Origin of the sequence: Klebsiella michiganensis (assembly GCF_015139575.1) — a bacterium.
In the GTDB taxonomy this organism is placed as follows: domain Bacteria; phylum Pseudomonadota; class Gammaproteobacteria; order Enterobacterales; family Enterobacteriaceae; genus Klebsiella; species Klebsiella michiganensis.
The window spans coordinates 3,313,157-3,339,900 of the sequence record NZ_AP022547.1; the positions used below are offsets into that span (position 1 = coordinate 3,313,157).

General features: G+C 56.5%; 22 protein-coding genes and 1 pseudogene. 13 read left to right on the plus strand and 10 right to left on the minus strand.

Translation table 11 applies throughout. From position 1 onward, the window contains the following. Window positions 1-72 precede the first annotated feature (72 nt). From JLG71_RS15580 to JLG71_RS15630, 11 genes are all read left to right on the plus strand, one after another. Window positions 73-1,209 (plus strand): alpha/beta hydrolase, encoded by a 1,137-nt coding sequence (locus tag JLG71_RS15580; protein WP_014229103.1) that lies wholly within the window; start codon window positions 73-75, stop codon window positions 1,207-1,209. Window positions 1,210-1,352: 143 nt separating this feature from the next. Beyond that, on the plus strand, window positions 1,353-2,540 hold the full coding sequence (locus JLG71_RS15585) for an MFS transporter (protein WP_162557675.1): 1,188 nt from the start codon (window positions 1,353-1,355) through the stop codon (window positions 2,538-2,540). A 97-nt stretch (window positions 2,541-2,637) separates the two neighbouring features. Further along, on the plus strand, window positions 2,638-2,982 hold the full coding sequence (locus JLG71_RS15590) for a DUF1294 domain-containing protein (RefSeq protein ID WP_025107991.1): 345 nt from the start codon (window positions 2,638-2,640) through the stop codon (window positions 2,980-2,982). Window positions 2,983-3,082: 100 nt separating this feature from the next. Further along, window positions 3,083-3,808 carry a MerR family transcriptional regulator gene (locus JLG71_RS15595; RefSeq protein ID WP_195377787.1) on the plus strand — a complete coding sequence of 242 codons (726 nt, stop codon included), beginning with the start codon at window positions 3,083-3,085 and terminating at the stop codon, window positions 3,806-3,808. Window positions 3,809-4,050: 242 nt separating this feature from the next. After that, entirely contained in the window at window positions 4,051-4,485 is a 435-nt protein-coding gene (locus JLG71_RS15600) for a nuclear transport factor 2 family protein (RefSeq protein ID WP_200913596.1), read from the plus strand. Beyond that, complete coding sequence (locus JLG71_RS15605) at window positions 4,482-5,201, plus strand: SDR family NAD(P)-dependent oxidoreductase (RefSeq protein WP_200913598.1); 720 nt, start codon at window positions 4,482-4,484, stop codon at window positions 5,199-5,201. Before JLG71_RS15600 ends, JLG71_RS15605 begins: the two co-directional genes overlap by 4 nt. Beyond that, a complete protein-coding gene (locus tag JLG71_RS15610; protein WP_200913604.1) occupies window positions 5,198-6,457 on the plus strand; it encodes an NAD(P)/FAD-dependent oxidoreductase in 1,260 nt (419 codons plus the stop codon). The genes JLG71_RS15605 and JLG71_RS15610 overlap by 4 nt, the downstream gene beginning before the upstream one ends. A 1-nt stretch (window position 6,458) precedes the next feature. Continuing rightward, window positions 6,459-7,181 carry a DUF1365 domain-containing protein gene (locus JLG71_RS15615; protein WP_014229096.1) on the plus strand — a complete coding sequence of 241 codons (723 nt, stop codon included), beginning with the start codon at window positions 6,459-6,461 and terminating at the stop codon, window positions 7,179-7,181. Then, entirely contained in the window at window positions 7,178-8,401 is a 1,224-nt protein-coding gene (locus JLG71_RS15620) for an SAM-dependent methyltransferase (protein WP_185219399.1), read from the plus strand. The genes JLG71_RS15615 and JLG71_RS15620 overlap by 4 nt, the downstream gene beginning before the upstream one ends. Then, entirely contained in the window at window positions 8,398-8,931 is a 534-nt protein-coding gene (locus JLG71_RS15625) for a DUF3833 domain-containing protein (RefSeq protein WP_025107997.1), read from the plus strand. The genes JLG71_RS15620 and JLG71_RS15625 overlap by 4 nt, the downstream gene beginning before the upstream one ends. 14 nt (window positions 8,932-8,945) lie before the next feature. Then, complete coding sequence (locus tag JLG71_RS15630; protein ID WP_014229093.1) at window positions 8,946-9,905, plus strand: YbgA family protein; 960 nt, start codon at window positions 8,946-8,948, stop codon at window positions 9,903-9,905. A gap of 82 nt (window positions 9,906-9,987) precedes the next feature. Here the strand turns inward: JLG71_RS15630 and JLG71_RS15635 are convergent. Further along, a pseudogene (locus JLG71_RS15635) lies at window positions 9,988-10,415 on the minus strand (carbohydrate porin); the annotation flags it as partial. Between the two features lie 463 nt (window positions 10,416-10,878). On the opposite strand from JLG71_RS15635, the gene JLG71_RS15640 reads away from it, so the two are divergent. Next, a complete protein-coding gene (locus JLG71_RS15640; protein ID WP_162557343.1) occupies window positions 10,879-12,318 on the plus strand; it encodes an MFS transporter in 1,440 nt (479 codons plus the stop codon). 54 nt (window positions 12,319-12,372) lie between these two features. After that, window positions 12,373-14,052: a glycoside hydrolase family 43 protein gene (locus JLG71_RS15645; protein WP_014229090.1), complete on the plus strand. Its 1,680-nt coding sequence runs from the start codon at window positions 12,373-12,375 to the stop codon at window positions 14,050-14,052. Window positions 14,053-14,205: 153 nt separating this feature from the next. Here the strand turns inward: JLG71_RS15645 and JLG71_RS15650 are convergent, their stop codons facing one another. From JLG71_RS15650 to JLG71_RS15690, 9 genes are all read right to left on the minus strand, one after another. Further along, a complete protein-coding gene (locus JLG71_RS15650; RefSeq protein ID WP_064375604.1) occupies window positions 14,206-15,540 on the minus strand; it encodes a VasL domain-containing protein in 1,335 nt (444 codons plus the stop codon). A 23-nt stretch (window positions 15,541-15,563) separates the two neighbouring features. Continuing rightward, complete coding sequence (gene tssE, locus JLG71_RS15655; RefSeq protein ID WP_014838282.1) at window positions 15,564-16,019, minus strand: type VI secretion system baseplate subunit TssE; 456 nt, start codon at window positions 16,017-16,019, stop codon at window positions 15,564-15,566. A gap of 1 nt (window position 16,020) precedes the next feature. Continuing rightward, on the minus strand, window positions 16,021-16,560 hold the full coding sequence (tssJ, locus tag JLG71_RS15660) for a type VI secretion system lipoprotein TssJ (protein WP_102075966.1): 540 nt from the start codon (window positions 16,558-16,560) through the stop codon (window positions 16,021-16,023). Continuing rightward, entirely contained in the window at window positions 16,538-17,623 is a 1,086-nt protein-coding gene (gene tssG / locus JLG71_RS15665; protein ID WP_049084542.1) for a type VI secretion system baseplate subunit TssG, read from the minus strand. The genes tssJ and tssG overlap by 23 nt, the downstream gene beginning before the upstream one ends. Then, window positions 17,587-19,347 carry a type VI secretion system baseplate subunit TssF gene (gene tssF, locus JLG71_RS15670; RefSeq protein ID WP_200913613.1) on the minus strand — a complete coding sequence of 587 codons (1,761 nt, stop codon included), beginning with the start codon at window positions 19,345-19,347 and terminating at the stop codon, window positions 17,587-17,589. The genes tssG and tssF overlap by 37 nt, the downstream gene beginning before the upstream one ends. A 227-nt stretch (window positions 19,348-19,574) precedes the next feature. Next, a complete protein-coding gene (locus JLG71_RS15675; RefSeq protein ID WP_224237056.1) occupies window positions 19,575-22,943 on the minus strand; it encodes an ImcF-related family protein in 3,369 nt (1,122 codons plus the stop codon). Between the two features lie 6 nt (window positions 22,944-22,949). After that, a complete protein-coding gene (locus JLG71_RS15680) occupies window positions 22,950-24,383 on the minus strand; it encodes a hypothetical protein (RefSeq protein WP_200913621.1) in 1,434 nt (477 codons plus the stop codon). Then, window positions 24,383-24,643: a PAAR domain-containing protein gene (locus JLG71_RS15685; RefSeq protein ID WP_064406713.1), complete on the minus strand. Its 261-nt coding sequence runs from the start codon at window positions 24,641-24,643 to the stop codon at window positions 24,383-24,385. The genes JLG71_RS15680 and JLG71_RS15685 overlap by 1 nt, the downstream gene beginning before the upstream one ends. Before the next feature lies 1 nt (window position 24,644). Next, the gene (locus JLG71_RS15690; protein ID WP_200913623.1) at window positions 24,645-26,612 is read right to left on the minus strand and encodes a T6SS effector phospholipase Tle3 domain-containing protein; all 1,968 of its coding nucleotides are present in this window, start codon (window positions 26,610-26,612) and stop codon (window positions 24,645-24,647) included. Window positions 26,613-26,744 lie beyond the last annotated feature (132 nt).

A 26,744-nucleotide genomic window follows, 5' to 3' on the forward strand; every position in this document is an offset into this window, starting at 1 on the left:
GCATTGCAACAAAGCACAGCAGCGTTGTCCGTATGAAACCTGTATCTGGAACCTGTTTTAGGGGAATGATTAATGAAAGCGTTTACCAGAAAACTGACGGCCGCCATGCCTGCCATGCTGCTATGCGCGTCACTAAGTGGAGTCACCACCATGAGCTATGCCGGGACAACCAATCCAAACGCGCCCGTTTCGCTGGTCGAAAAATGGGACAAAACCTTCGCGGAAAGCGCGAAAGTCACTCACCGTAAGGTGACCTTCCAGAACCGCTATGGGATAACCCTGGTCGGCGATCTCTACATTCCGAAAGATCGCGGCGAGCGCAAGCTGGCGGCGATTGCCGTCAGCGGCCCCTTCGGCGCGGTGAAAGAGCAGTCCAGCGGTCTGTATGCGCAGACCCTGGCGGAACAGGGTTTTGTCACCCTCGCCTTCGATCCTTCTTATACGGGGGAAAGCGGCGGCCATCCGCGTAACGTCGCCTCTCCGGATATCAACACCGAGGATTTCAGCGCGGCGGTGGATTTCTTAGGATTGCAAAACGAGGTGGACCGCAACCGAATTGGCCTGCTCGGCATCTGCGGCTGGGGCGGCATGGCGCTGAACGACGCCGCGATGGATACCCGGGTGAAAGCGGTGGCCACCAGCGTCATGTACGACATGAGCCGCGCGATGGGCCACGGCGTTGGCGACGGTAAAGACCGCTATACTACCGCCGATCGCCGCGCCGTCTTGCAGTATCTGAACGCGCAGCGCTGGAAGGATGCGGAAAGCGGCACATTCGCGCCGGGCGGGCATGATATTTATGTCGATCAGAAAGGTCACGTCAGCGCAGGCGATCGTATTCTGCCGGAAACCTTGCCGGCCAACCCGAACCCGGTTTTGAAAGAGTTTTTTGACTATTACCGGATGCCGCGCGGTTTCCACGCCCGCTCCGTGAACTCAACCGGCGCGTGGAATGCAACCATGCCGCTGTCGTTTATGAATATGCCGCTGCTGAGCTATGCCAGTGAAGTCACTATCCCGACGCTGATCGTGACCGGAGAAAAAGCCCACTCACGCTATTTTGCCGAAGACGCCTTTAAGGCCATCGGCAGCAAAGAGAAAGAGCTGGTGATCGTCCCCGGCGCGAACCATGTCGATCTCTATGACAATGCGGCCGGTAAAATCCCGTTTGCCAGATTTGAACAGTTTTTCAAAACCAACCTGAGATAACGGCCGAAAGCCGCCCGATCGTCGCGGGCGGCTTGCCCTCGCCCGCGCATGACGTTTACCCACGCTTTAGTCGTTATTCAATGAATAGCGTCCGCTCCAGCCGCACCCGAATCTGGCCGGAAAAATAAAGAGATACCCCTATCATGTCCACACTGAGTCGTCGTACACCACACCCTCAACCGCACGCCCATTGGGGCGGCGTCTTTGCCATGACGCTGTGCGTTTTTGTCCTCATCGCTTCCGAATTTCTGCCGGTCAGCCTGCTGACGCCGATCGCCGGAGAGCTAAACATCACCGAGGGGCTGGCAGGCCAGGGCATTGCGATTTCCGGCGCCCTGGCGGTGCTGACCAGCCTGACTATCTCTAACCTTGCCGGAAGTCTGAATCGTAAACACCTTCTGCTGGGGCTGACGGTTCTGATGGCGGTCTCGGGAATGATTGTCGCGCTGGCCCACAGCTATGCGATCTATATGGCGGGAAGAGCCCTGATTGGCATCGTTATCGGGGGATTCTGGTCGATGTCGGCGGCCACCGCCATCAGGCTGGTCCCCGCGCACCAGGTTCCCCGCGCGCTGGCGATTTTCAACGGCGGCAACGCGCTGGCGACCGTCGTGGCCGCGCCGCTTGGCAGCTATCTGGGGGCCACCGTCGGCTGGCGCGGCGCCTTTTTTTGCCTCGTACCGCTGGCGATAGTCGCGTTCATCTGGCAGTGCTTCAGCCTGCCTGCGATGGAAAGCGATAAAGCGAGCCGGCCGCGCGGCTCCGTGCTTCGCCTGCTCAGACATTCCATCGTCGCGATCGGTCTGCTGGCCTGCGGACTCTTCTTTATGGGGCAGTTTGCCTTATTTACCTACGTGCGGCCGTTTCTGGAAGCGGTGACCGGCGTCAGCGCCTCTGGTCTGTCCCTGATTTTACTCGCTATCGGCGTCGCGGGTTTTATCGGCACCCTGGGCGTTTCAACACTCCTCAACGCCCGGTTTTATCAGACCTTAATGACCATCCCTTTATTGATGGCCCTCATCGCCGGCACGTTGCTTCTGGTAGGACACCACGCCTGGACCGTTGCCGTGCTGTTAAGCCTGTGGGGGATGCTGGCGACCGCGGCGCCAACCGGCTGGTGGACATGGATCGCGCGGACGCTGCCCGACGACGCCGAAGCGGGAGGCGGTCTGATGGTTGCCGTTATTCAGCTGTCGATCGCGCTGGGTTCGACGACGGGCGGTTTGGTATTTGACCGCCTGGGGTGGCAAAGCGCGTTTGGCTTAAGCGGCATACTGCTTCTTGCCGCGGTCGGGATGACGTTGTACACCAGCCGGCAAATGACGCAATAAGCTGGCGCCATCCGATGCGGGTAGCGGATTTTTCTCGCCGCGGGTAATGCGTATAATGCGGCTTCGATACACGCTAAAAATAACCGCGGCTCATATGATAAATCTCAATCGATGTTGTTATTTGCTTCTGATTTTCGCAGCGGTCGGCAGCATTTTTACCGCCTGGCCCTTTGCTACCTGGCTCCTGCTGGTCAACGCGCTGACCCTGGCGATCTACGGCGTGGATAAAATGGCGGCGCGCAGGGCCTGGCGCAGAGTACCGGAAGCCACATTGCTGGCGTTCGGGGTGCTGGGCGGCTGGGCTGGCGCGATAGCCGGCCAACAGCTGTTCCGCCACAAAACGCAAAAGCAGCCGTTCAGAACCCGATTCATCATCAGCACGATCGTCAGCCTCTCAGGGATGGTGGCGATTTATTTGTTCTCTCCTTTTTCTTTTCACTAAGTTCCGGCGAGGCTACGGTTTGCAAACGCGTGGAATGCACTCAACCCGCCGCTATTCGTAGTATATTATTGAGAGTATTGTTGATTATCAGGTGTACCTTATGACCTACTCCATCGGAGAATTTGCGCAGCTTTGCGGCATAAACGCAACGACGCTCCGCGCCTGGCAGCGTCGCTACGGCCTGCTTAAACCACAGCGTACCGATGGCGGCCATCGCCTGTATAACGATGACGATATCCAGCAGGCGCTTAAAATCCTCGACTGGGTAAAAAAAGGGGTACCTGTCAGCCAGGTAAAGCCCCTGCTGGCGCGCCCTGGCGCACGGCGGACGAATAACTGGATCACCTTGCAGGAGAACATGCTCCAGCGGCTTAAAGAGGGGAAAATCGAATCCCTGCGCCAGCTGATTTACGACGCCGGTCGTGAATCCCCCCGCCCCGAGCTGGTCACCGAAGTGCTGCGCCCGCTGCGTAGCCAGGTTTCCGCCAACGTACCGGCCATCATGACGCTGCGCGAAATCCTTGACGGCATCATTATCGCCTACACCTCTTTTTGCCTCGAAGGGGACAAAAAGGCGCCCGGCGATAACTATCTGATCACCGGCTGGCACCTGACGGACGCCTGCGAAATCTGGCTCGAAGCGCTCAAACGCACCGGTCAGGGCCACCGCATCGACATCCTTCCCTCTCCCCCCGCGACCCTGGCGCCGGAGATCCTGCCGGATCGCAAATGGCTACTGGTGACGACCGGTAAACTCTCTCCAGCCCGCCAGAAACAGGTTGAACGCTGGCAGCAGGTTGTCTCTCTGGAGATTGTCGCGCTGTAATTGCGTGCGCCACCGCTCCGTGGCGCAACGAGCAGGTCCCTCAGAATTGCCCCTCTTCTTTTTCCGCACAAGCCCGCTGACTCTTCTTTTCTCTCCAACACCCACAAAATCATGCTTCAAAGACATGTTATTAACCAACTGATAATCAATGAAAATAAAAAATATTTTAGTCAAAACTTGGACAAATAATATTAATTGTGTAAGTTTTAACTATGCCATATTGTTTACTCAGGAAGTGACCTATGAGTCCCTCGCCATCCGTCATTAGCCGTTTTAGTACGTACTACGCCACGCTGGATACCCAGCCGCCTTCGGCGCTGGCCGCGCTGTACCACACGAATGCGGTGCTGATCGATCCTTTTGGCCAACACCAGGGGCTGTCCGCGATCCAGGGTTATCTTTCGCACCTGCTGGCCAACGTCGATCATTGCCGTTTCACCCTCAATGCCCCGCTCTGCGAAGGTCAACGTTTTGCCGTCGCCTGGACCATGCACTGGTCGCATCCGAGACTTGCCGGGGGTAAGGCGCTACAGCTTGCGGGCTGCTCGGTGGTCACCGTTGAAGACGAACGAATTATTCACCAGCGTGACTACTACGACGCCGGGGAGATGCTGTACGAACACCTTTCCCTGCTGGGCTGGGCGGTGCGCGGCGCTAAACGGAGGGTGCGGTCATGATGACGGTGCTCATCACCGGCGCCAGCTCCGGCATTGGCGCCGGGCTCGCCAGGTCCTTCGCTGCGGACGGCCACCGGGTTATCGCCTGCGGCCGCGATCCGTCGCGTCTGTCGGCGCTACAGCAGCACAGTCCCCACATCAGCATCCGCTCTTTCGATATGACGGACAGGGATGCCTGTCGCCAGACGCTCGCTGACTGCCGCGCCGATCTGATCATTCTCTGCGCCGGGACCTGCGAATATCTCGAACACGGAACGGTGGATGCCGGGCTGGTTGAAAGGGTCATCACCACTAACTTTCTCGGGCCGGTGAACTGCCTGGCGGCGCTTCAGTCGCAGCTGTCAGCCGGGAATCGCGTGGTGCTGGTGAGCTCGATGGCGCACTGGCTACCCTTTCCTCGGGCCGAAGCCTATGGCGCCTCGAAAGCGGCGCTGACCTGGTTTGCCAACAGTCTGCGCCTGGACTGGGAGCCAAGAGGGATCGCCGTCACGGTCGTTTCGCCGGGGTTTGTTGACACTCCGCTGACGCGTAAAAACGATTTTTCTATGCCCGGCCAGGTGAGCGTGGAGCAGGCGGTTAAAGCGATTCGCCGCGGTCTGGCGAAAGGGCACGATCGTATCGCCTTCCCGACGGGCTTTTGCCTGCTTCTGCGCCTGCTGGCCGGGCTTCCTGAAGGACTTCAGCGCAGGCTATTGCGCAGGATGGTGCGCTCATGAAAATCGCGATTATTGGCAGCGGCATTGCCGGGCTGACCTGTGCCTGGCGCCTTGCCGGGCAACACGAAGTGACCCTGTTCGAATCGGCGTCCACGCCGGGGGGACATACCGCCACGGTGGATATCGCCACGCCGCAGGGTACCTGGGCCATCGATACCGGATTCATCGTGTATAACGATCGCACCTATCCGCGCTTTATGGGCCTGCTTAACGAGCTTGGGCTGAGCGGTCAAAAAACGCAGATGAGCTTTTCGGTCCACAATCCGCAAAGCGGGCTGGAGTATAACGGCCACAGCCTGAGCTCGCTTTTCGCCCAACGGCGCAATCTGCTAAAGCCGGCCTTCTGGGGGTTGCTGACGGAGATCGTCCGCTTTAATCGCCTGGCGAAGCAGGCTCTGGCGGGGGCGTTCGACCCGGGCGCCACGCTGCAGACCTTCCTTGAGCGGCACCGTTTTAGCCCCTTTTTCGCACGCCACTATATCCTGCCGATGGGGGCCGCTATCTGGTCTTCGTCGCTGCAGGAGATGCGCCGCTTCCCGCTGGCGCTGTTCCTGCGCTTCTTTGATAATCACGGCCTGCTGGATATCCGCCAGCGCCCGCAGTGGTACGTGGTGCCCGGCGGCTCGCGCGAATACGTGCGCGCCCTGCTTGCCCGGTCCGGCGATCGCCTGCGCCTGCGCCTCAATGCGCCGGTGCAGAACGTGATCCGTCATCAGGATGGCGTCACGCTCCAGCTGGCATCGGGGGAGCAGCACTTCGATCAGGCGATCTTCGCCTGCCACTCTGCCGAAGCGCTGGCCATGCTGGCGGACCCGACGCTCGCCGAACGCGAAATACTGGGGGATATCGGCTGGCAGCGAAACGAGGTGGTCCTGCACAGCGATCCCCGCTGGCTGCCGGTGCGCAAGCGCGCCTGGGCCAGCTGGAACTATCGCCTGAGCGAACAGGATCAGGCCAGCGCCTGCGTCACCTATAACATGAATATTCTCCAGGGCCTGCCTGCCGACGCCCCGCTGTTCTGCGTCACCCTCAATCCGCCAACGCCGGTGGACCCGCGCTTCGTCTGGAAGCGTATGGTCTATGAACACCCGCTATTTAATCCCCAAAGCTGGTCCGCCCAGATGCGGCGCGAGGAGATTAACGGCCGCCAGCGAAGCTGGTTCTGCGGCGCGTACTGGTACAACGGTTTTCATGAAGATGGCGTGCGCAGCGCCCTCGATGTGGTCAACGGCATCATCGCGGCGGAGAACCTCTGACATGAACAGCTGCCTCTATCAGGGCGTATTACGCCACCGCCGTCTTCAGCCGAAAGCGCACCACTTTCGCTATCGCATCTTTATGGCCTGGCTCGATCTGGATGAGCTGGATCGGCTCGGCGAAGCGGGTATCCGCCGCAATCGCTTTGCTGCCGCCTCTTTTTACGATGCGGATTATCCGCTGGGCACGCCGCTGAAAGCGCAGGTTCTGAACCGGCTGGAAAGCCTGACCGGCGCGCGCCCGGATGGCCGCGTCATGCTGCTGACCCAACTGCGCTACCTGGGCTTTCATTTTAACCCGGTCAACTTTTACTACTGCTACGACGGCGCCGGTACCCTGCGCTGGGTGCTGGCCGAAGTGCGCAACACGCCGTGGAATGAGCGCCATTACTACGCGGTAGACGGTCAACGGGCGCGCCCGCTGGCGAAAGCCTTTCACGTCTCGCCGTTTAACCCGATGGATATGGTCTACCTCTGGCGCTTTAACAGTCCCGGTAAAACGCTGCACATGCATATCGAGAACCATCAGGCCGCGAAAGTCTTCGACGCCACGCTGGCCCTGAGCCGCGCGCCTTTAACGCGGGCCAGCCTGCGCGGGCTGCTGCTGCGCATTCCGCTGATGACGCTGAAAACCGTCCTCGCGATCTACTGGCAGGCGCTGCGGCTATGGCTCAAGCGCGTGCCGCTGTACAACCACCCTGTCAGCAGGAGTGAACGTTCATGACCGATCCTGTCTTTGCGCTTGACCCCGATATCCCGCGCAACGTGCGTATCGCGCGCTGGTTGCTCTTTCGTCTGTTGAGCGGCATTCGCGAAGGGGCGCTCACCGTACGCGAAGGGGCGCAGACCTTTCATTTTGGCGACCCCGCCGCCGCGCTGCGCGCCGAGGTGCACGTGCTCTCTTCGGGCGTCTACCGGCGTTTACTGACCGGCGGCAGCCTCGCCGCCGCGGAGGCCTGGATGGACGGCGAATGGGAGAGCCAGCAGTTGACGCCGCTGCTGCAGATCCTGGCGCGTAACGGCCAGGTACTGGGGCGGCTGGAGCGCGGCTTCCGGCTGCTGGGCAAGCCCGTCGAGCGGCTGCGACACTGGACGCGCCGCAACTCGCGCGCGCAGGCGAAGGCGAATATCGCCGCCCATTACGATCTGGGCAACGACTTTTACGCCCACTTCCTTGACGACGAGCTGCTTTACTCCAGCGCGCTGTTTACCGACGACGGCCAGGATCTCACCCAGGCCCAGCGGGCCAAAATGGCGCGCCTGTGCGAGCGTCTGGCGCTTACGCCCGGCGATCATCTCCTGGAGATTGGTACCGGCTGGGGGGCGATGGCCGAATACGCCGCCCGCCACTACGGCTGCCGGGTCACCACCACCACCCTGTCGCAGGAACAGTTCCAGTGGACCAACGCGCGAATTGCCCGCGCCGGGCTGCAGGATCGCGTCGAGGTACTGCTCTGCGATTACCGCGATCTGACCGGCCAGTACGACAAGCTGCTGTCGGTGGAGATGATTGAAGCCGTGGGGCAACGCTATCTGCCGGCTTTCTTTCGCACCTGCCAGGCGCGACTGCGCCCGGGCGGCAGAATGGCGATCCAGGCAATTACCATCCAGGATCAGCGCTATCGCGGCTACAGCAAAAACGTGGATTTTATTCAGCGCTACATCTTCCCCGGCGGATTTTTGCCCAGCATTACGGCGATGAACGAGCTGATGACGCGGCACACCGATTTTGTGGTGCGCGATCTGTTCGATATGGGGCCGGACTACGCCCGCACCCTGGCCCACTGGCGGCAGCGATTTATCCACGCCTGGCAGGATATTGAGAAACTCGGCTTTGACGATCGCTTCCGCCGCATGTGGCTCTACTACTTCGGCTACTGCGAAGCCGGGTTTAACGCCCGCACCATCAGCGTTGTGCAGCTTACCGCGGAGCGAACATCATGAAACGCATTCTGACCCTTGGCCTCGCGCTGCTGATGCTGGCGCTGGCGGGCTGCAGCGCCGAAGTGGCCGACTACCGGCAGCAGCAGCCGGCGCTGGACATTTTCCACTACTTTCAGGGCAAAACGGAAGCCTGGGGGATGGTTCAGGATCGCAACGGCAAACAGCTGCGCCGCTTCCATGTCGCCATTGACGGCGACGTTGTTGGCGACACGCTGACGCTCCACGAACGCTTTATCTACGATGATGGCGAAAAGCAGCAGCGGGTATGGCGCATTCGCCGCACCGGCGACCACCGTTATGAAGGCACCGCGGGCGACATTGCCGGCGTGGCGACCGGCCAGGCGGCGGGCAACGCTTTTCACTGGCGCTACAGCATGAACGTGACGGCCAGCGGTAGCACCTGGCTACTGCACTTCGACGACTGGATGTTCCTGCAGGACGACGCGCACCTGTTCAACAAAACCGAGATGAAGAAATTCGGCATTACCGTCGCCACCGTGACCCTTTTCTTCACCCGAACCGCACAATAAAAGAGGACTACGCCATGAACACACAACCTGTCATTGGGATCAGCGGATGTTTGACCGGTTCTGCCGTACGATTCGACGGCGGGCATAAGCGCATGGGCTTTGTGATGGACGAGCTGGCGCAGTGGGTGGCGTTTAAACCCGTCTGCCCGGAGATGGCTATCGGCCTCCCCGTCCCGCGCCCGGCGCTGCGGCTGGTGCAAACGACCGAAGGGGAAATCCGCATGCGCTTCACGCATGCACCGCACGACGACGTGACGGAGAAGATGGCCGATTTCGCCAGCGCCCACCTCTCGACCCTGGGCGAACTATCGGGATTTATCGTCTGCGCCAAATCGCCCAGCTGCGGCATGGAGCGCGTGCGGCTGTACGATGAAAAGGGCAATCGCGGGCGAAAAGAAGGCACAGGGTTGTTTACCGCCGCGCTGATGGAGAAATATCCGTGGCTGCCGGTGGAAGAAGATGGCCGCCTGCACGATCCGGTGCTGCGTGAGAATTTTGTCGAACGGGTCTTCGCCCTGCACGAGCTTAACTGTCTGCACAAAAATGGCCTGACGCGCCGCGCGCTGCTGGATTTCCATAGCCGCTATAAACTGCAGCTGCTGGCCCACCATCAGGCGGGATACCGCGAGATTGGCCCGTTCGTTGCCTCGCTCCACGAATGGCAGGATCTGGAGGCTTTCTTTGCGATCTACCGCGAAAAACTGATGACGATCCTGAAACAGCCCGCCTCGCGTAAAAACCACACCAACGTGCTGATGCATATTCAGGGCTACTTTCGTAACCAGCTAAACAGCCGCCAGCGCGGCGAGCTGCGGGAGGTGATCCTTAACTATCGCTCCGGGCTGCTGCCTATCCTTGCGCCGTTAACGCTGCTTAAGCACTATCTGGCCGAATACCCGGATCGCTATCTGCAGGCGCAGAACTACTTTGATCCCTACCCGCAGGACCTGGCCCTGCGCCTGACGGTGCATTGAGATAGCTGAACGCGCGAAGAGGCTGGCGCACGCCAGCCTCTTCGTTGTTGGATCCATCGGCTTCTAGAACCATGCCTCACCCCATCCGGAAGTCGTTGTTGATCCCCTGTTGCGGACGCTGATGGAAGTCACGGCCGGCTCCGATTTGGCATTGGGGTTAGACTCCAGCACGTTGGTGACGCCGACGTAGGCTTTTTTCAGGTTAACTTCATCGCTCCGGTGGGCAAACATGACGTTGATATCCCAGATAGCTCCTTTACAGCTGTTGAAGGCTTTGGTTATCTGGAATTCGCCGCCATTGCCTTCATTGCCTAAACGGCCGATCGCCGGTCTGGAACTGCGCGCCGTAGCGGGCCTTCAGACCGAAGGGGATCGCCATATCCGGCGTGGCCGCGGTGGTCTGCGGGTTGGTAATAACATCCACTTTTTTATCAGCACGGCGTCGATCTGTTCTTGAGTAAATTCTCGCGCGAATACGAAAATTGGGCACAGCGTGGCCACGACCGCCATCGGTAATGGAAGTTTTTTATCATTGTCATAATTATCTCAATATAGGTTAGCTTTATTCGGATAATAACAATCCCATTCTGGGCAATCAGAATATATTACGTTATTTCGCTTCGCTATTAAGAAAACACCCAAACGTGAGCCCACCCGCAGATATTATCGCCATTTACTCAGCGCGCGGACAACCCTGTAGAGTACATTTCCTGGAGTGGCCAGAGTAAAAAAAAACAATAAAACAAAATGCCGGTTTTGCGGCGTTTTAAATCTACCGGGGTATAGCTTGTAACGCGTTAATCAACAAGTGAAATGGAGGGTCTGGAGGAGGCTTTGCTTCGATGATCACAGAAGTAAAAAAACATAATAAATTAATTTAAAAACGTAATAGATTCTTCGAGATCATTTATGTCAGAAATTGTTACACATCCACACAACACACCGGAGTCTGCTCAGAATGAGTAAAAACATAATGCAAAGCCGCCATGATGAATATCATAAATTAACGCGTGGAGAACGTATTGGTTATGGTATGGGCGACTTCGCTCAAAACCTGGTTTTTGGCACAATAGGCGGCTTTCTGGCTCTTCACATGCTGACGGTTAATACCATCAGCACGGCAACGGCAGGGTTTATATTTCTTTTTGTCCGAATCATCAATGTCTTTTGGGATCCGATGGTCGGCACGTATGTTGACAAAAGAACGTCAAAAGCAGGTAAATACCGCCCCTGGCTGTTAAGAGCCGGCGTACCGCTGGTGATCCTTTCCGCTTTACTTTTTGCTCCCATTCCTGGGGTCAGAGGTTCGGTACCTTTTGCCTTCATCGTTTATTTGGCTCTGGATTTAGTTTATTCCGTAGTGAATATTCCTTATGGTTCGCTTAATGCATCCCTGACCCGGGATCCGGAATCGATTGATAAACTCACCAGTACCCGAATGATGCTGGCCAATAGCGCCAATCTTCTTGTTTATACCCTGTTCCCGATGTTTGTACAGATGGCTTCACCAAAAGATCGCAGCCTTAAGGACACCGGTTTTTTCGGCATTGAGCTCAATCTGGGAAACTATACCGATCCATCAGCCAACTACGCCTGGTTCGGCGTCTACTCCGTGTATATGCTCATCGGCGCGGTGGCGCTTTTCATCTGCTATAAATTTACGAAAGAACGCGTTGTCGCGACGGCAGAACAGACCGCCAACGTCAAAACGACCGATCTGTTCCTTGAACTCAAACATAACCGCCCGCTGGTTATTCTCGGGCTGTTTTTCATGCTGGCCTTCACGTTCATGTTTTTCATGAACACGGTTAACGGCTTTTTCAATCAGTACGTTGTCGGTCATTCAGAATGGATGGGCGCCGTAGGCCTTGTCGCCTCCATACCGGGCATCGCATTCCCTATTTTTTGGCCCAAACTCAAGAAAATTTTTGGTAAAAAAGGCTTCTTCCATATTTTTCTGGCCATGTTTATTGTCGGTGAGCTACTGACTTACGTCTGGTCACGCGAGGGCATGCACGATGCGCTTTGGCTTGCTTACATCGCCACCTTCATTAAACAATGGGGCTTAACGTCCGCGACCGGCTTTATGTGGGCGCTGGTTCCTGAAGTGATTGCGTATGGCGAATTAAAATCCGGCAAGCGAAATGCGGCGATCATTAATGCGATTATGGGCCTCTTTTTCAAAATCGGCTTTACCATCGGCGGCGCGATTCCCCTGTGGTTACTGGCCGTCTATGGCTTTAATGAAACCGGCGCCCAGCAAAGCGCCAGCGCTATCGACGGGATCATTATGACCGCGGTGTGGATCCCTATCGCGTTAGCCATCGTATCGATGATCATCATGCAGGTTTACCCCATCTCTGACAAAAACGTAACCGATATCAACCGTCAGCTTGATGAGGTCCGCGCGTAGTTAAAAATATAAATTAAATGCATTTGGAACATTTAAATAAAAAGGTGTAATGATATGTCACTTATTCAAAACCCTATTTTACGTGGGTTTAATGCCGACCCCAGTATTATCCGTGTCGAGGACACCTACTATATCGCCAACTCTACGTTTGAGTGGTTCCCTGGCGTTCGTTTACATGAGTCAAAAGACCTGGAGCACTGGAATCTTCTCCCTTCGCCCCTGTCAACCACCACCCTGCTGGATATGAAAGGCAATCCTTCATCAGGCGGCATTTGGGCGCCGGCGCTCTCTTATGCCGACGGTCAATTCTGGCTAGTGTATACCGACGTCAAAGTCACCGAAGGCGCCTTTAAAGACATGACAAACTATCTGACCACCGCAGCCGATATCCGCGGCCCGTGGTCAGATCCCATTAAGCTTAACGGCGTAGGTTTTGATGCTTCTCTCTTCCACGACGATGATGGCCGGAAATATATCGTGCAGCAAACCTGGGACCATCGTGAATATCACCATCCCTTTGACGGCATCACGTTAACTGAACTGGATACAAAAACCCTGAAATTAATGCCAGAGACCGCGCGTACCCTTTATCGGGGGACCGCCGTTGGGCTCGTTGAAGGGCCGCATCTCTATAAACTGAACGGATATTATTATCTTTTTGCCGCCCAGGGGGGCACCGTATTTACGCACCAGGAAGTGGTTGCGCGTTCTAAAACCTTAGACGCCAACAGCTTTGAAACGGAGCCAGGTGAGGTCTTCTTAACCAACGTCGATACGCCAGACAGCTACATCCAAAAGCAAGGGCACGGCGCGTTGGTTTCCACCCCCGGCGGCGAATGGTACTACGCCTCGCTCTGCGCGCGTCCGTGGAATCGCCCGGGTGAGTCAGTCTACGATCCTCGCGGCTGGTCAACGCTGGGCAGAGAAACGGCTATCCAGAAGGTGTACTGGGATGAAGGCGGCTGGCCGCGTATTGAAGGCGGTCACGGCGGAAAGACGTTTGTCGAAGGCCCGAAAGATGCCATTGATACCGAAAGTCCGGAAGACCGTAGCCAGCACGACGAATTTACAACGGCGACACTCGATGGTAACTGGAACACCCTGCGGGTGCCGTTTACAGAAAAAATGGGTACCACCGGCGATGGCAAGTTAACGTTAATTGGCCAGGGATCTTTAGCGAATACCCATGACCTGTCGCTGATTGCCCGACGCTGGCAAGCCTTTTATTTTGATGCGAAAGTTAAAGTTAAATTTAATCCATTTAACTACCAGCAAATGGCCGGATTAACGAATTACTATAACGATCGTCACTGGAGTTTTGTGTTCATTACCTGGAATGAAATTAACGGTAAGGTCATTGAAATAGGTGAGAATAATCGAGGACGGTATACATCATATTTAAAAGATGAAGCCATCAAGGTCCCGGAGCACGTTGAATATGTCTGGTTCCGGACGAAAGTCAGGAAGGAAACGTATAGCTATGAATATAGCTTTGATGGGGTTGAGTTCACTGAAATCCCTGTGAAGCTAGATGCTGCGATCCTTTCGGATGATTATGTCCTGCAAAGCTATGGCGGATTCTTTACCGGAGCGTTTGTTGGCCTTGCGGCAGTCGACTACTCCGGTTATGGCGCCCGCGCTGAGTTTTATCATTTCGATTATCAGGAGCTTGGCGACACGTTAATCGCCAGGGACGCGTATAGCTGGGAAGCCAGTGAATTACGGCGTTATTAGATAGCCTTGTCTGGGGAGATTAAACGCTGAAAGGAGGCACCGGCGCGCCGGTGCCGGGTGTGGCAGGGTTGTCGCATCAGGCCGGCAACCGGCCGTTCCGATAGCGAAAGTCATGCGTCATGCTAATGACCCGTGCGGGTGGCTATTGCAGACTTATTCCGCCGTTTTTTGTTTCAGCGCAGCATAGCGGGCAATCAGTTGTTGCAGATGCTGCTCCGTCTGGTTCTGCTGCGCCGCAGACCCTGGCTGATTGCGCGGCTGTGCGGAGAGTTGTCGCAGCTGCTCTTCCGCCGGAACGGTACGGCTCAACGACTGCGTTATGGCAAACACCGCTGACTTCAGCTCACTCACCGTGATATACCGCCCCTTCTGTTCATCCAGCGCGTTAAGCCGGTTCGTCAACTGCTGTAGCTGCGTCATTCCCTGGTGCCAGCCGCTGAGATTCTCCACGGGAAGCGCGGCGGCGCTGACCTGCTGTTGCCATTGCCGCGCCAGCGGTTTCGCCTGTTCTGGCCATAGCGTCAGCGCCTGCTGCGCCAGATGAGTGCCATAACTCAAAGCCCAGTCCGGTTTTAGCTGTAAAAGCTGTGCCAGCTGCTGCTGAGTCTGTTTTATCCCCGTCTCGGCCGAGGGGGATTGTTGTCGTAGCGTCTGTAACTGCTCAGCGGAAAGCACCGTAGGCAATGGAGAGAACCGGGCGGGAAACCGCATCTGCCCCGAATCGGACGGGTGCGTTGCCCGCCATCCTCCCGCCGCGGCCCCGGCCAGCGCCAGCATAGTCAGCATCCCGGCGACAAACGGCTTCCAGGGCTTCGCGGGCGCCGGGAATGCCGTCACAACGTCAGCATTCGGCCGCGATGCCGGTTCGGCGACATAGACCCATTTCACCTGCGCGGTCGGTTCAGGGAGGCTGGAAGGGGCAGGATCAGGCGCGGCCGCTTGCGGCGCGGTCTCCTCTTTATTTTCGCTGCTCTCCAGCCGCACCGCCGCGTTGTGCAGCAGGATAGACAGGGCGTCAAGCTGGCCGGCATGTTTGAGTTCCAGACGCTGCAGTACGTCATCCAGCGCCGTCAGATGCGCTTCTGCCTGGTAAAGCTGGCTCAGGTCGATATAGGTCAGCGACAGCGTGCGCATCGCCTGCTGCAGCCGTTGACTGAGCGAACTGAGTATTTTGATTCGCGCAGTCATCGGCTGCGGCCACATATTGCCCCACTGCCGGGAGACCAGCGCGACCAGTATCGCCAGCCCTTCATTCATGCCGTATAGCCCCGCCAGATGCGTGCGGACAAGCGTATACCAGGCGGCAGTCTGTAGCTCCACGCCGTTGTGTTCAAACAGCGACAGGCAGAGTTTTTCCGCGAGCCGCCAGTTGACATCCGGGCGCGCCGGATGGGTCAGTTTGTTCATTTCATCGCGAAGGCGCGCGTAATCTGCAAGCGTACGCGGGTCGCCGCCGGTTTTCAGGCAACATTCAGAAGGGGTCGTCATGATGGTTTCAGCCAGAATAAAAACTAGATAGAGGAGCGGACTTCCAGGTACTGCTGCTGTTTGAGGTGGCGGATAAGCACCCTGCCCTCGGGCATAAATTCGGTGCCGTAGCGCACCAGGCCTACGCCCTTCAGCTCCGCGTCAATGGCGTAACGCAGCTCGCCGGGGATAGCCTGCTCGAGCAGAACCACGTCAATTTTCTTCAGCCGCGGTTCATATTTAAGCAATACGGCCGACAGGATGCCCATCAGCTCATGGGCCGTACCCGGCATCCCCTGGAGGATTTTAGTCATATCAGGCAGGCCGTAATCGGGCAGGTGCGCCAGCGTCCCGGCGCGACAGTTGAGGACGCGCTGCATATTATCCAGCACCGACAGAATAACCTGGTTTTCCTCACTGACCTGATGCAGGTCGAGTCCGCCGGTAAAGTTGCCGTACAGCATTTCATACAGCGAGGGGGCATTATGGCGTGTGGGCATCTCAGTCATCCTTGAGGGGTTTCAGCGTCAGGCGGTTATGGCTGGCTTCAATAATGCGCGGTTTGTCGGGATCGAGATCGTCGCGCCTCAGCACCAGCTTCCAGTCATTCTTCACCATATCCGGCGCCCGGAATAACCCCACCACCGCGATAAACTGCGCCTTCTCGTCCATCGGCATATCCAGGCTGACGTCAGCGCCGGGTTTTACCACCAGGCTACGGCTGGCAAGCCGTTCGTCTCCGGCGGCCTCCTCGCTTTCCGTGACCAACTGCTGATAGACCCGTTTATCGAACGCCTTGCGGTCACTGAGCTGGTAGACCCACACCATCACCGGCTGGGAGAGCGAGGTGTTCTCCCGCTCATCGGTGTTCAGTTCCGCCCGGGCGGTAACGTCCAGATGCAGGACGTTTACCTGCTTATAAAACACCGATTTCACCGCCGATGAGGTGCTGTCGCTAATTTTCTGCGTCAGACCACAGCCTGTCAGCAGTAAAGGCATAAGAAGTAAACTCCATCGTTTAATCGAAGTGGTATGCAACACGCTGGTTTCCTTGTTGTAAAGTTGCAGACGGCATTCCGCAATAGCCGCCAGGCTCAGTAGTAAAGGTGGCGGGGATATCGGGCGGGATCTCCTCTCCCTCCACGCCCAGTATCCCCGTCATGCCGAGCATAAAGGGGGTTTCGCCCAGCACCGGCGCAGGCAGTAACCGGGCAGGAACGGTCAGCTGTATACGCGCTTTATAGCGCCAGCCGAGATAGACCCGCAGCAGGACCAGAAAGTCCTGATATATCTGCCCTTCCGGTAACCACCCCTGCGCCTCGGCGATATCGTCCGTGTACAGCGCAATCAATAGCTGGCTGCTGACCTCTGTCGTTTCGTCGCCCAGCACGTTATAGCCATCGAGCAGAAAATCGTCATTGCCGTAAAAACCCAGTGGATTGTTGATGAAAAACGTGCGCGGGCAGTGCGGCGTGACGGTGGTCCGCGTGCGGGGAGCCAGCAGACGCACCAGCGCCTGAATCCCCTCTTCGGTACGCGCAGGCAGGCGCATGATGCCGAGCAGCGCCAGAAAACGCGATATCGGGGTAGCGATATGCTTATCGGTACCCGGCATTCCCAGACCGATAAGGCCCAGCAGGCTCTGCGAGGTGCTGTCCCTGCCCCCCGCTTCAAACGTCGCCGGGTAGGAATATTTTCGCCAGATGCGGTAAAACTGCGTCAGAATGCGGTGGTTAAAGATATCGAGAAACGCCTCCTGCGCTTCGTGCCCTTCCCGCTGCTGGGCGATCTCGTCGAGCCACGCGGTGGGCAGCGGCGAGTCGACGCCGTAGAGCCCCATAAACGTCGTGCGCACCGTCGGCGGCGCATCCGGATGGTCTTCATCATATTCCACCGCTTTCAGCTCGCTGACCGGGAAGCCCATTCCCGGATGCGGGCGAAACCGTACCGGATCGTCCGCCGGATTCAGGGTGCTGCCCAACGGTGATGCGCCCGGACGACGCTTTTCCAGTAACTGGCAGAAGCGGTAGAAGTTGATGCGATAGATTTCCCGCTCAAGCCGGGGGCTTAGCCGGGAATGCGGCGGTTGTGGTTCTCCTGCCATTCGAGGCGCTCTCCCCCAGGTTGTAGTATCAGAATCAGATGGTTGAACAGGTGAATATCGGTATACAGCGCGAAGAAGCGGTTCAGCATCTCGCCGAACAGGCAGATATCGCCGTGCCCGGCGAAGCCGCTGCTGTCGAGGGTCACCTCAATCTGCACGCCGCGCAGAAAATGGCCCTGCGCAAAACGTTCCACCTCGCTATGCCTGACATCGACAATCGCTTCCAGGCGGCGGCGGTTCATCTCGTTATCGGTCCAGTCATAGAGGGCCAGCGCGCCGCGCAGCACGTCAGCGTTATCCATCATCCACAGGAAACTGCTGCCGAGATGGCTCAGCACCCGCCAGTGAAAACGATCGCGGTCCGGCGGGTAGCACGGCAGCGTCGGGGCGCAGAGGTTACGCACCTGAATGCGCGCGGTGGTGGATTTCACCACCGTGTCCAGCAGCGTACTCTGCAGCGCCCGGCGCGGCAGCTGGCCGTTGGTGCCAGTCAGGCTGAGCGACAGTTTTTCATTCTCCGGTACGGTGTGGTTATCAAACGCCTCGCCGCCGAGCGTCAGCCAGGTGTCGTGCAGCCCTGAAGGACCGGACTTTACCCGCGTATGGTAATAATATTCCGGCGTATCATGGCGCAGCATTCCTCCCTTGTGACGGAAGCTGGTGAACGGCACATACGTCTGGTGACCGGAGTGGCGCGAGGAGGTGACCGAATCCACGGAATAAATCTCGGTATGACCGTCCTGGACACGCATCGGGCGCAGCAGGTATTCGGTCTGTAACGAGTCCAGATGCAGCGGATCGGACTCCAGCGGAAACAGATTAATCACCGGCGTGCAGTGCAGGCGCAGATGTTTCTCCGACAGCGCATATTCATGCGGCCACTGTCTCTCCAGCACGATATCGATTTCAAACCACGCCAGTTCTTCCGGGAAATCCACATTTTCCAGGCCGCGCAGCGTCACCGACATAAACTTTTCACGAAAGGTAAAATACTCCAGCAGCAGCTGATAACCGCTGAAACTGCCGCACTCCGGCAACAGCGCCTCCTCCTTACTGAAACCGCAGACGGCAAAACGGGCGTCCAGCGGTCTGCGGTCAGCATCGCCGGGAAAGCGGATACCCGTTTTCGCAACCCGGAGCGTCAGCGCCTCATGCAAGGCGCAGGCCAGCGGCGCATCGCCATTCAGGTACAGCGGGATGCGGCTTAAATCGATGCGGCTCCAGTCTGCCAGCGGGCTGCACTCAAAGCGCAGGCGGAGAAGCGAGCGCCCATCCGGTTCCGTCGAGATCCCCGCCCGGGCGAGCGACAGGGGCTGCAGGGTCAGCGGCTGCGTCGTGGTGTAATGGCAGCGGGTGCGCTTTTCACCAATGGGCTGAGAAAGAATTCCAAAGCCTTTTTCAACGCGGACAGGTTCTTTCAGTTCACGCCAGTCCGCGGTGAACTCAACAATGGAGAGCGACGGAATGGTACGCAGGTAGTGTGGCCAGATCATGCTCACCAGTCCGCCGGTCAGCTCCGGCAGATCGTCGTCGAGCTTTTCGCGCAGGCGGCCCATCAGAAAGGCGAAGCCTTCAAACAGGCGCTCGACATAGGGGTCGCGCGCGCCCGCTTTGTCGAGATTTAAGGCCGCCGCCCGGTCAGGATGGGCGCGGGCGAATTCTTCGCCCGCTTCACGCAGGTAACGCATTTCGGCGTCAAAATAACGCAGGGTTAAGTCGTCCATAGAAATATGCTTTTAGCCTTAGAGCTACAGGAGGTGCGTTTAAAAAATGGGGAGAAGATCGCGATAGGTGTTTTCTGCAACCTCAGATCGCATCAGTGTCATTGAACATTGAACATTGAACATTGAAGCAATAAGTTGCGCGCCCTTACCTCATCACGCATCTTCTTGAAATCATCGTTGCCGGGGGGATCTCCGGCGGTTGGCGAGCAGAATATCAACAGAGGCCATTATTCACTCCCTTCCACAACGTCAGATTCATATTCATCCGTGCGGCCTGGCGCCGGGACACCGACGCTGAATATCTGCGACGGCAGACTGAAGTTTCGCAGCTTCAGCAGCGCCAGCGGTCCGTCGCCCAGTTCCGTACGCAGCAGCCACTGAAGCTGTCGCCTGTCCGGCGCGGTGACGCTCAGCCGGTACAGCCCGTCCCCCGCTTTCTGCCGCTGCATCTGCTCCAGCATCCGGATAACGCCCCACGGACCACTGTGGTTTGTATACAGACGGGTTCCCGCCGCCGTCGACGTCCAGGTCAGCATCGCCCCCGGTTTATTGATTACCCCCGGCCAGCGGAAGCTCTGCCAGTCGGCAACCTGGTTAAAATAGTGGAGTTTCTGCCCGTCAAGCGTCAGCTGTGTTTCCACCACTTCCGGCATTGCCACCCCCTGCAGTTCAAAGCTGATACCCTGGCTGCCGTCGGTAAACAGGATGTCGGACAGCTGGCTGAGCTGGTTCACCGCGTTCAGGAAGGCCGGGCTGAACGTCAGCCCCTGACTGCGGGTTCTGTCCGCCACCCAGGTGCTGCCCTCCCGGTGCAGAACGCCGCCCAGCTGCGTGCTGAGGAAACGGTCAATACGTCCGGTATCGCGGCGGATGAACGCCGCCAGCATCGGCAGCGAGGCGTCGCTCTTCGCGGCAGCAAAGGGATAACGCCCTTTAAACGCTGAATTCCAGTTCGCGACAACTGAGCGCTGCCACGCTTCGTTCAGGCTGGCCGCCGACGGCTGAAGCACCGTCTCCCAGGCCTGGGTCAGCGGCTGAACAAACATCGTCTGCCCGAAACCGCTCCACTCTTCACCGAGGCTTGCCGCCACCAGGCTGCCGTACTCCTGCGTGTCGGTCAGGTCAACGCTCTTGCCCTGGAAGACCGTCTGCGCCAGCTGCTGCATCATCGCCTGCGGGTCGGCGGCGTTTGCCACCTGCTGGAGCCTGAGGCGCACGCGGGTCAGGCGCGTCAGGTAAGTCTGTAAACTGAGCGAACTGTCCGCCGCCATCACGCTCTGCGCGCTGTTTTTACCCATAAGCTGCAGCAACGGCCCGAAGGTGCTGTCCAGCGGCCCCGCCGGTCCGGCGGCCTGCTGGTCAATCACCGGCCGGTCATCACCGCCCAGCAGGTTTTTCGCCGATTTCACCAGCGATGCGGAAATGGCCTCTTTCTGCTGCCCGGTCTGCCCCTGGTAAGCCAGGGTGTTCATCAGGGCAATCAGCGGCGACTGGCGCACGTCCCCGGCCAGCGTTAACTGGTCGGTGACGTCGGCAATATTGTGCGCCAGGTTCAGCCGGATACTGTTGAGGAAGTTCAGCCAGGCACCGGCAAAATCGGTGAAGTAGCGCGCCGTCAGGCGCTGCTTCAGCGCCTCCGGGGAGACGTCGCCGGACAGCGTTTTACGGCTATCGCTCAGCACCCAGTCGATTTCATCGCGCCGCGACGCCACGGCGTTATCAATGGCTTCCTGAACCCCGCCCTCCCACGCCTGGCGGGTGAACATCCCCGGCACCGACTCCGGCGTGCTGAACAGGCGACCGGCGTCGGTCTGCGGCGTCATGTCCTCCAGCGTCATGTCCGCGTAGCTGCGGCGCACCCGGGTGAGCATGTTCTCATACAGCGTACTTTCCGCGTTGCGCCGGCCAATCTGCTCCAGCAGCACCTGACGTACCCGGGTGACCAGCTGCCTGTCCGGCGTGATTTTCCAGGCAGGCTGCGACGGCAGGCTCTGCATGTAAAAGGCGTGAAGGTCCGGGGCGATACTCTGCCACAGCGCCGGGGAGAGTCCCGGCCGGGATGGCGCGGTGGTTGTCATCACCTGCGCGTACAGGGCAGCGTCGGCTTTGTCCGGGCGCGCCATCATCAGGTATGCTTTCAGCTGGTCGTAGCCCGCCTTAGCTAACGTGGCGCGCTGCGGGCTGCGCGGCGGCAGGTTCGCCAGGACGGTCAGTTTCTGCGTCAGCGCCTGCATGGCCGCATCGCGTATCAGACGGTTACTGGCCTGGCCGTACCAGGGCATCAGGGCGGCTGAAAGCGGCGCATTGTGGTCCAGCCCGAAGCGCTGGTACCAGGGAGCGCCATTCGCCTGTTGCGTCTGCAGGCGCCCGATATCGTTACGCAGAGCCTGCAGCGCCATCAGCTGCGGGTCGTTAACCGCGGGATGATTCACCAGCTGCTGCGCCCGCGCCGCCGCGCTGACGATATGGTGGCGGTTAACGGCAAAGGAGACCACGCTGCCCGCCCCCCACAGGGCAATCAGCGTCAGCAGGGTGACGCCCGGCGTTCGCTGCCACGGTATCCCTGCCCGCACGCCCCGCGCCTGAGCGCAGTCCGCCGTCACGCCCTGCCAGACCGCCGGAGCGGACCAGCGGTGTTCATGGCCCGCGGCACTATCCTCAGGGGCCAGCGACGGGCCGAACATCAGGCCGCGCAGCGGAACACGCTTCAGGTGCTCCGTCAGCCACGGCGTCAGCAGCGTTTTCCAGTGGGATATTCCCTGTTTCTCCAGCTGCCGGCCGAAACGTAACAGGAAATCGTGCGACGGCCCGGCGCACAGCTGCTGCATTCCCCTTTCGCGCAGGGATGGCAGGATAGCGCGGAGCTGGCGTTCCACCCCCGCTGGCGTGGCGCGGGCCGGGAAAAGCGCCCCTACCGTCTGGGTGACGCGCGCATCCTGCGACCAGTCGCTGTCAGTCACCTGCCACAGGTACACCGGCGGCTGCCAGCGCAGCGCCTCCCCGACCTGCTCCAGGGCGCGAAGATGGTTATCCAGCGTACCGGCGGTGGTCTGTCTCTCATCCAGCGCCAGCACGATGCCGTCCAACGGACGGCTGCGGCGCAGCTTACGCAGGGCGGTCAGGTGCCCGGTGTCCGGCGCCGATGACAGGCTGCCGCCATAAATCAGCACCGTGCGGCGGCCTTCGAGCCACTGTTTTTCCGCCAGACCGGGGGCGATGGCGGCGATGTGTTCGGGTTCGCCACAGACCAGCAGCAGGCGGACCTGACTGCGCCAGAAAAGGTTGTAGCGACGGCGGAGGTGCTTTTTTAGCGAAGAAAGGGAGATATCTCGTTCCTGTGTACCAGCCCCCTCGCCTGCCGGGCGACTGCACTGCGGAGTCACCGGGGTGTCGTTTTTTTGGAAAGGGATAAGAAAAAAAATCAGCACGCTCAACAGACTGGTCAGAAAAACCGCACCCAACAGAGAAATCCAGAATACGCGTTCACCCGTCCATTCAAAAAAAAGATGAGTTGTCTGGGCCAGAATAAACAACAGCGCCAACAAAACAACCAGGACACAGAGACCCGCTCCCAGGATGTATAAAAACCTTTTCATATTGGATTATTCCTTGCGGGCAAGTCCGGCAGCCTGAATAAAGTGGGGGCGTTGCAGAGCAGTGAGGGCGCGGCGCAGCAGGAAAACAGCACCGGGTAGAGTGACTGCCAGCGACAGTAACATACTGAGCACGCCGTACCAGGAGAACAGCCAGTCCGGAAAAAAACGGGCAACGCCCCCAAAAGCCGCCACGTTGAGCAATACGGCAAGGCAGAGTGAACCCGCCGGATAAGGCAACGGGAGTATGTTCACATCTTCATCACAGATAACCGGCAGATTATTGCCGACGACCATTGCGCCGGCCCGTTTGTCATCCGCCTGTAGCAGCCAGTGGCTTCCCGGACCGTAATTGACCATCTCTGCTGCTGCAGCTACCATCAGCCATCCCGCCAGATGCCCGTAGTCTGCGCTGATTTTCGCAAAATCGATAATGCCACCGGCTGCAATATCAGTATGCAGGGGCAGAGGTAACTCATTAACCACCCGCCCCAGCGCCTGTGTGGACGACGTAGATAACCCGCTGTGCCAGACCAGATGTTTTACACCAGAAGGCTGCTGCGCCATATCGCGCAATTCAGCCAGCTCGCGGGGCAATGCACCAGTATTCAGCGGCATGGCGCGAAATACTCGCACCGCATCGCGCTGTTCTGACGATTTAAGCATCGCTTCAGGCAACAGCAACAACGCACAGGCAAATTCCGCTAAGGCTTCCTCCGGCTGGCGGTAATGCAGCGCCAGTACAAGCAATGGATAACGAGCAGTAGACAGGAATTTATTCCAATTATTAAAAATTGACGAATTGGATAAGGCATGAATATCTGGCATCCATGGCAATTTTTCATCTTCCCAGAGAAGGGAAAAATACTGAATTTCCTGTTTTTTATCAGAAGCAGATGTCTGTATTATCACCGTTAACGGACCTGAAGGATAGGCCTGAGAAAGTATTGTTTTAATCTGGTTTATTAATAAACGACAAAGTTGTTCAAAGCGTGAAATACCAGGAATAAAAGCTTCTTCGGGAAGCAATGTTAATAAAGATGTTTCGTCGCTGCTTTCAGACGCAACACCCGCTAGTCGAGAAAGCAATTGTGGGTCTGCGGTTAATACCACATGCCTGGTCACGCATAAATGCAGGTGTGCTTGACGTTGCCAGGCCAGGTGCATATTTCGTCGCCAGTTATTCCAGTTACGGACGCGGAAAGTCTGTATTTCCCAGCATAACAAATAAAAGGTTATGGTAATTGTAACACCCACCAAAGTATATCCGGTCAGTGGTAGCCAGTAGCCGCTTGCAAGCGTTGGTAAACTACCGGAGGGTGAATGCAGTACCACCCGAACTAACGCGATGAATACACCGGCGAAAGTAATTGATAGGCATACCCAGGGCGACCAGAGTTGCGTATCTGGCCTCGCGGGAACCTCGGGTAATGACCAGCCCATCAACCTATCTCCACATCCGGCAAACTAGCGTAGATCACGGAACCACAGGCGCTCTTACAACCATGCGCCACAATTCCCCTACCGTTTTCCTCATAACTCATATCGCATTCCACTATCGGATTAGAACCGTGTTCCGGACAGGACACCGAATCATTCAGCAGTGCAACATTTTTACCTTCAATTTCAAAAGTAGATGATACAGAGACTACTTTTCCTCCATGCGAGGTAGCATCGCCAAGAACAACTATTTTCTTTCCCATATCAATATCCGTATTCTTTGGTCTTCACACGAAACATTTCTTCCAATGCTGTTTCTGTGCTGATTATTTCTGGCTCAGTAACATTGTTTGGAATTCCGGTTTTTAAATATGTATCCAGTCCCTGAGTCCAGTCTGCTCGACGGCGTAGATCAGTGATAAAAGCCCTATCCCAACCCGATTCACAGTAACCAATGGGTAAATCATAAGCAACGACTCGTGCCATAAAATTTAAATTACTGGGTAAGGTACTATGATCTGTAGGTTGTGCGACATATGAACGTATCCTGCGATCTTTTTCGTCAAACGTCTCCTTACGGGTTACTGGAGTTACGCTACCGTAAGTACCATATTCCGATTGTTTTTTGACACCAATAACGATATCCTGATCGGGATACAAATTAATGAAATTATCGTAAGTATCGTCATTCTTATAACCAGTTTTAGGATCACGCTCTCCCCAACCGTTTTTTTTCTGTGGGCCATGCTCAGCACCAACTCTTGTTTTATCGAAATCACTTAGTTCATTTTCCTTAATTGGCTCAGGGACTTCCTCGGCATTAATAAATACAGTTTGCCAGTGAGGTGGATCTGGGTACACAAAACCACTGCTCTGGTATTCATCTCCTTCATCATCCCAAAAGGGTTTACCATCTGGCAATCGACCAAATGGAGTTTTTGACTCGGGAGCTATACCACAAGGTGTATTTCTGGCAAGCATTCGCTGGAATAAATACCCCTTATGCTGGGTGATAAGTGGATGAGGATTCCCTTTTTCATCATTTGGGAAACCTTGCCACCCTACCGAATGCAGAGGGAGGGAACCCATAACTCTGTCATGTGGATTGAAATAAACATAAGTCCTCCCGTGATTATCTCTTTCCGGGATATTTCTCGTTTCATTTTTGTCAGAAGCTACAAGAGTTATATCGGGCTTCCAGTTTTTATTATCCTGTGATTGACCTACACACAACCCCTCATAGCCTAACGAAGATAAATGTGTTGATTGAAGTGCAACTTTATCAATTATTGCTGACAGAGTACTTTCTCGACCAGATGGAGAAATACATTCTTCAGGAGGCATTGAAAAGGCATTCAATTGACTATTATGAAGGGCATAAGGTGAATTCATTATAAATAGAGTATCAGGTGCTTTATTTGCCAGTGCAGTAGCAGCCATTGAAACCATAGTTCCTTGGCTATGTGAAATTATGGTGACTGTATCCTTAGGATATTTCTCTCGAATAAGATCCAATAAATCAGCTAACCGCTTCGCGGCATGAGCATAATAGTTTCGTGGTGGTGCTGTGGTTAGTAAGCGATCTTTGTCTTCATTACCATATTGAACTTTTGCACCAGGTATATTGGCTAAATCTTCATTGAATCCTTTTTTACTCCAAAGTGAGTGAAGATTATTCGTGCCATTTTGAAAAGGACCGCCGCCCCATATATAAGGACCTTTTTTCAAAATATCATACAATGGGACGCCATCTCGCTTCATCTGATGATAGTCATCACCCTTAATACTTACCAAAGGAATAACAAACTTATCTTCGTCACCTAATGGTGATGAATAGCCCCAATAAAATCGAATTACAGGTGACCGGCCAGTGTCAGTGACTAATTTCCTTTCTACTAATGGAGACATTGGAGTTCTTTTTTCGACGCCTTTCTCATCTAATTCTATCTTGTCATCCCCACTATATATGTTAGCCTTTAACTCAAAATTAGTGCCTTCAAGTCCAAGGCGTTTATTCAATCCTGCACATAATGCAGACTCTGCTTTTTGATACCATTCACCTGTGGAGTTAACACCATGGACAAGTATTATAAGCCCAGGCAGATGAGGTGGCACATCGCAAGCTCCACGAACCTGAACATTCTTATGCGATGGAAAAGAACACCAAGAAGGATGGCCATTATCATCATATTTAATCTCTAACTCTCTAACTGGCTCAGTCTTATGTACCATACTACCTCCTGTTTTGAAAACATAGCATTATCGTATGAGACCAAATTCAGTAAATTGCAGAGCATACAAAGCAACAAACGCCACACAGATACAGCCAAACCAAATCAGCAATATGATACGCAAACCATGAAC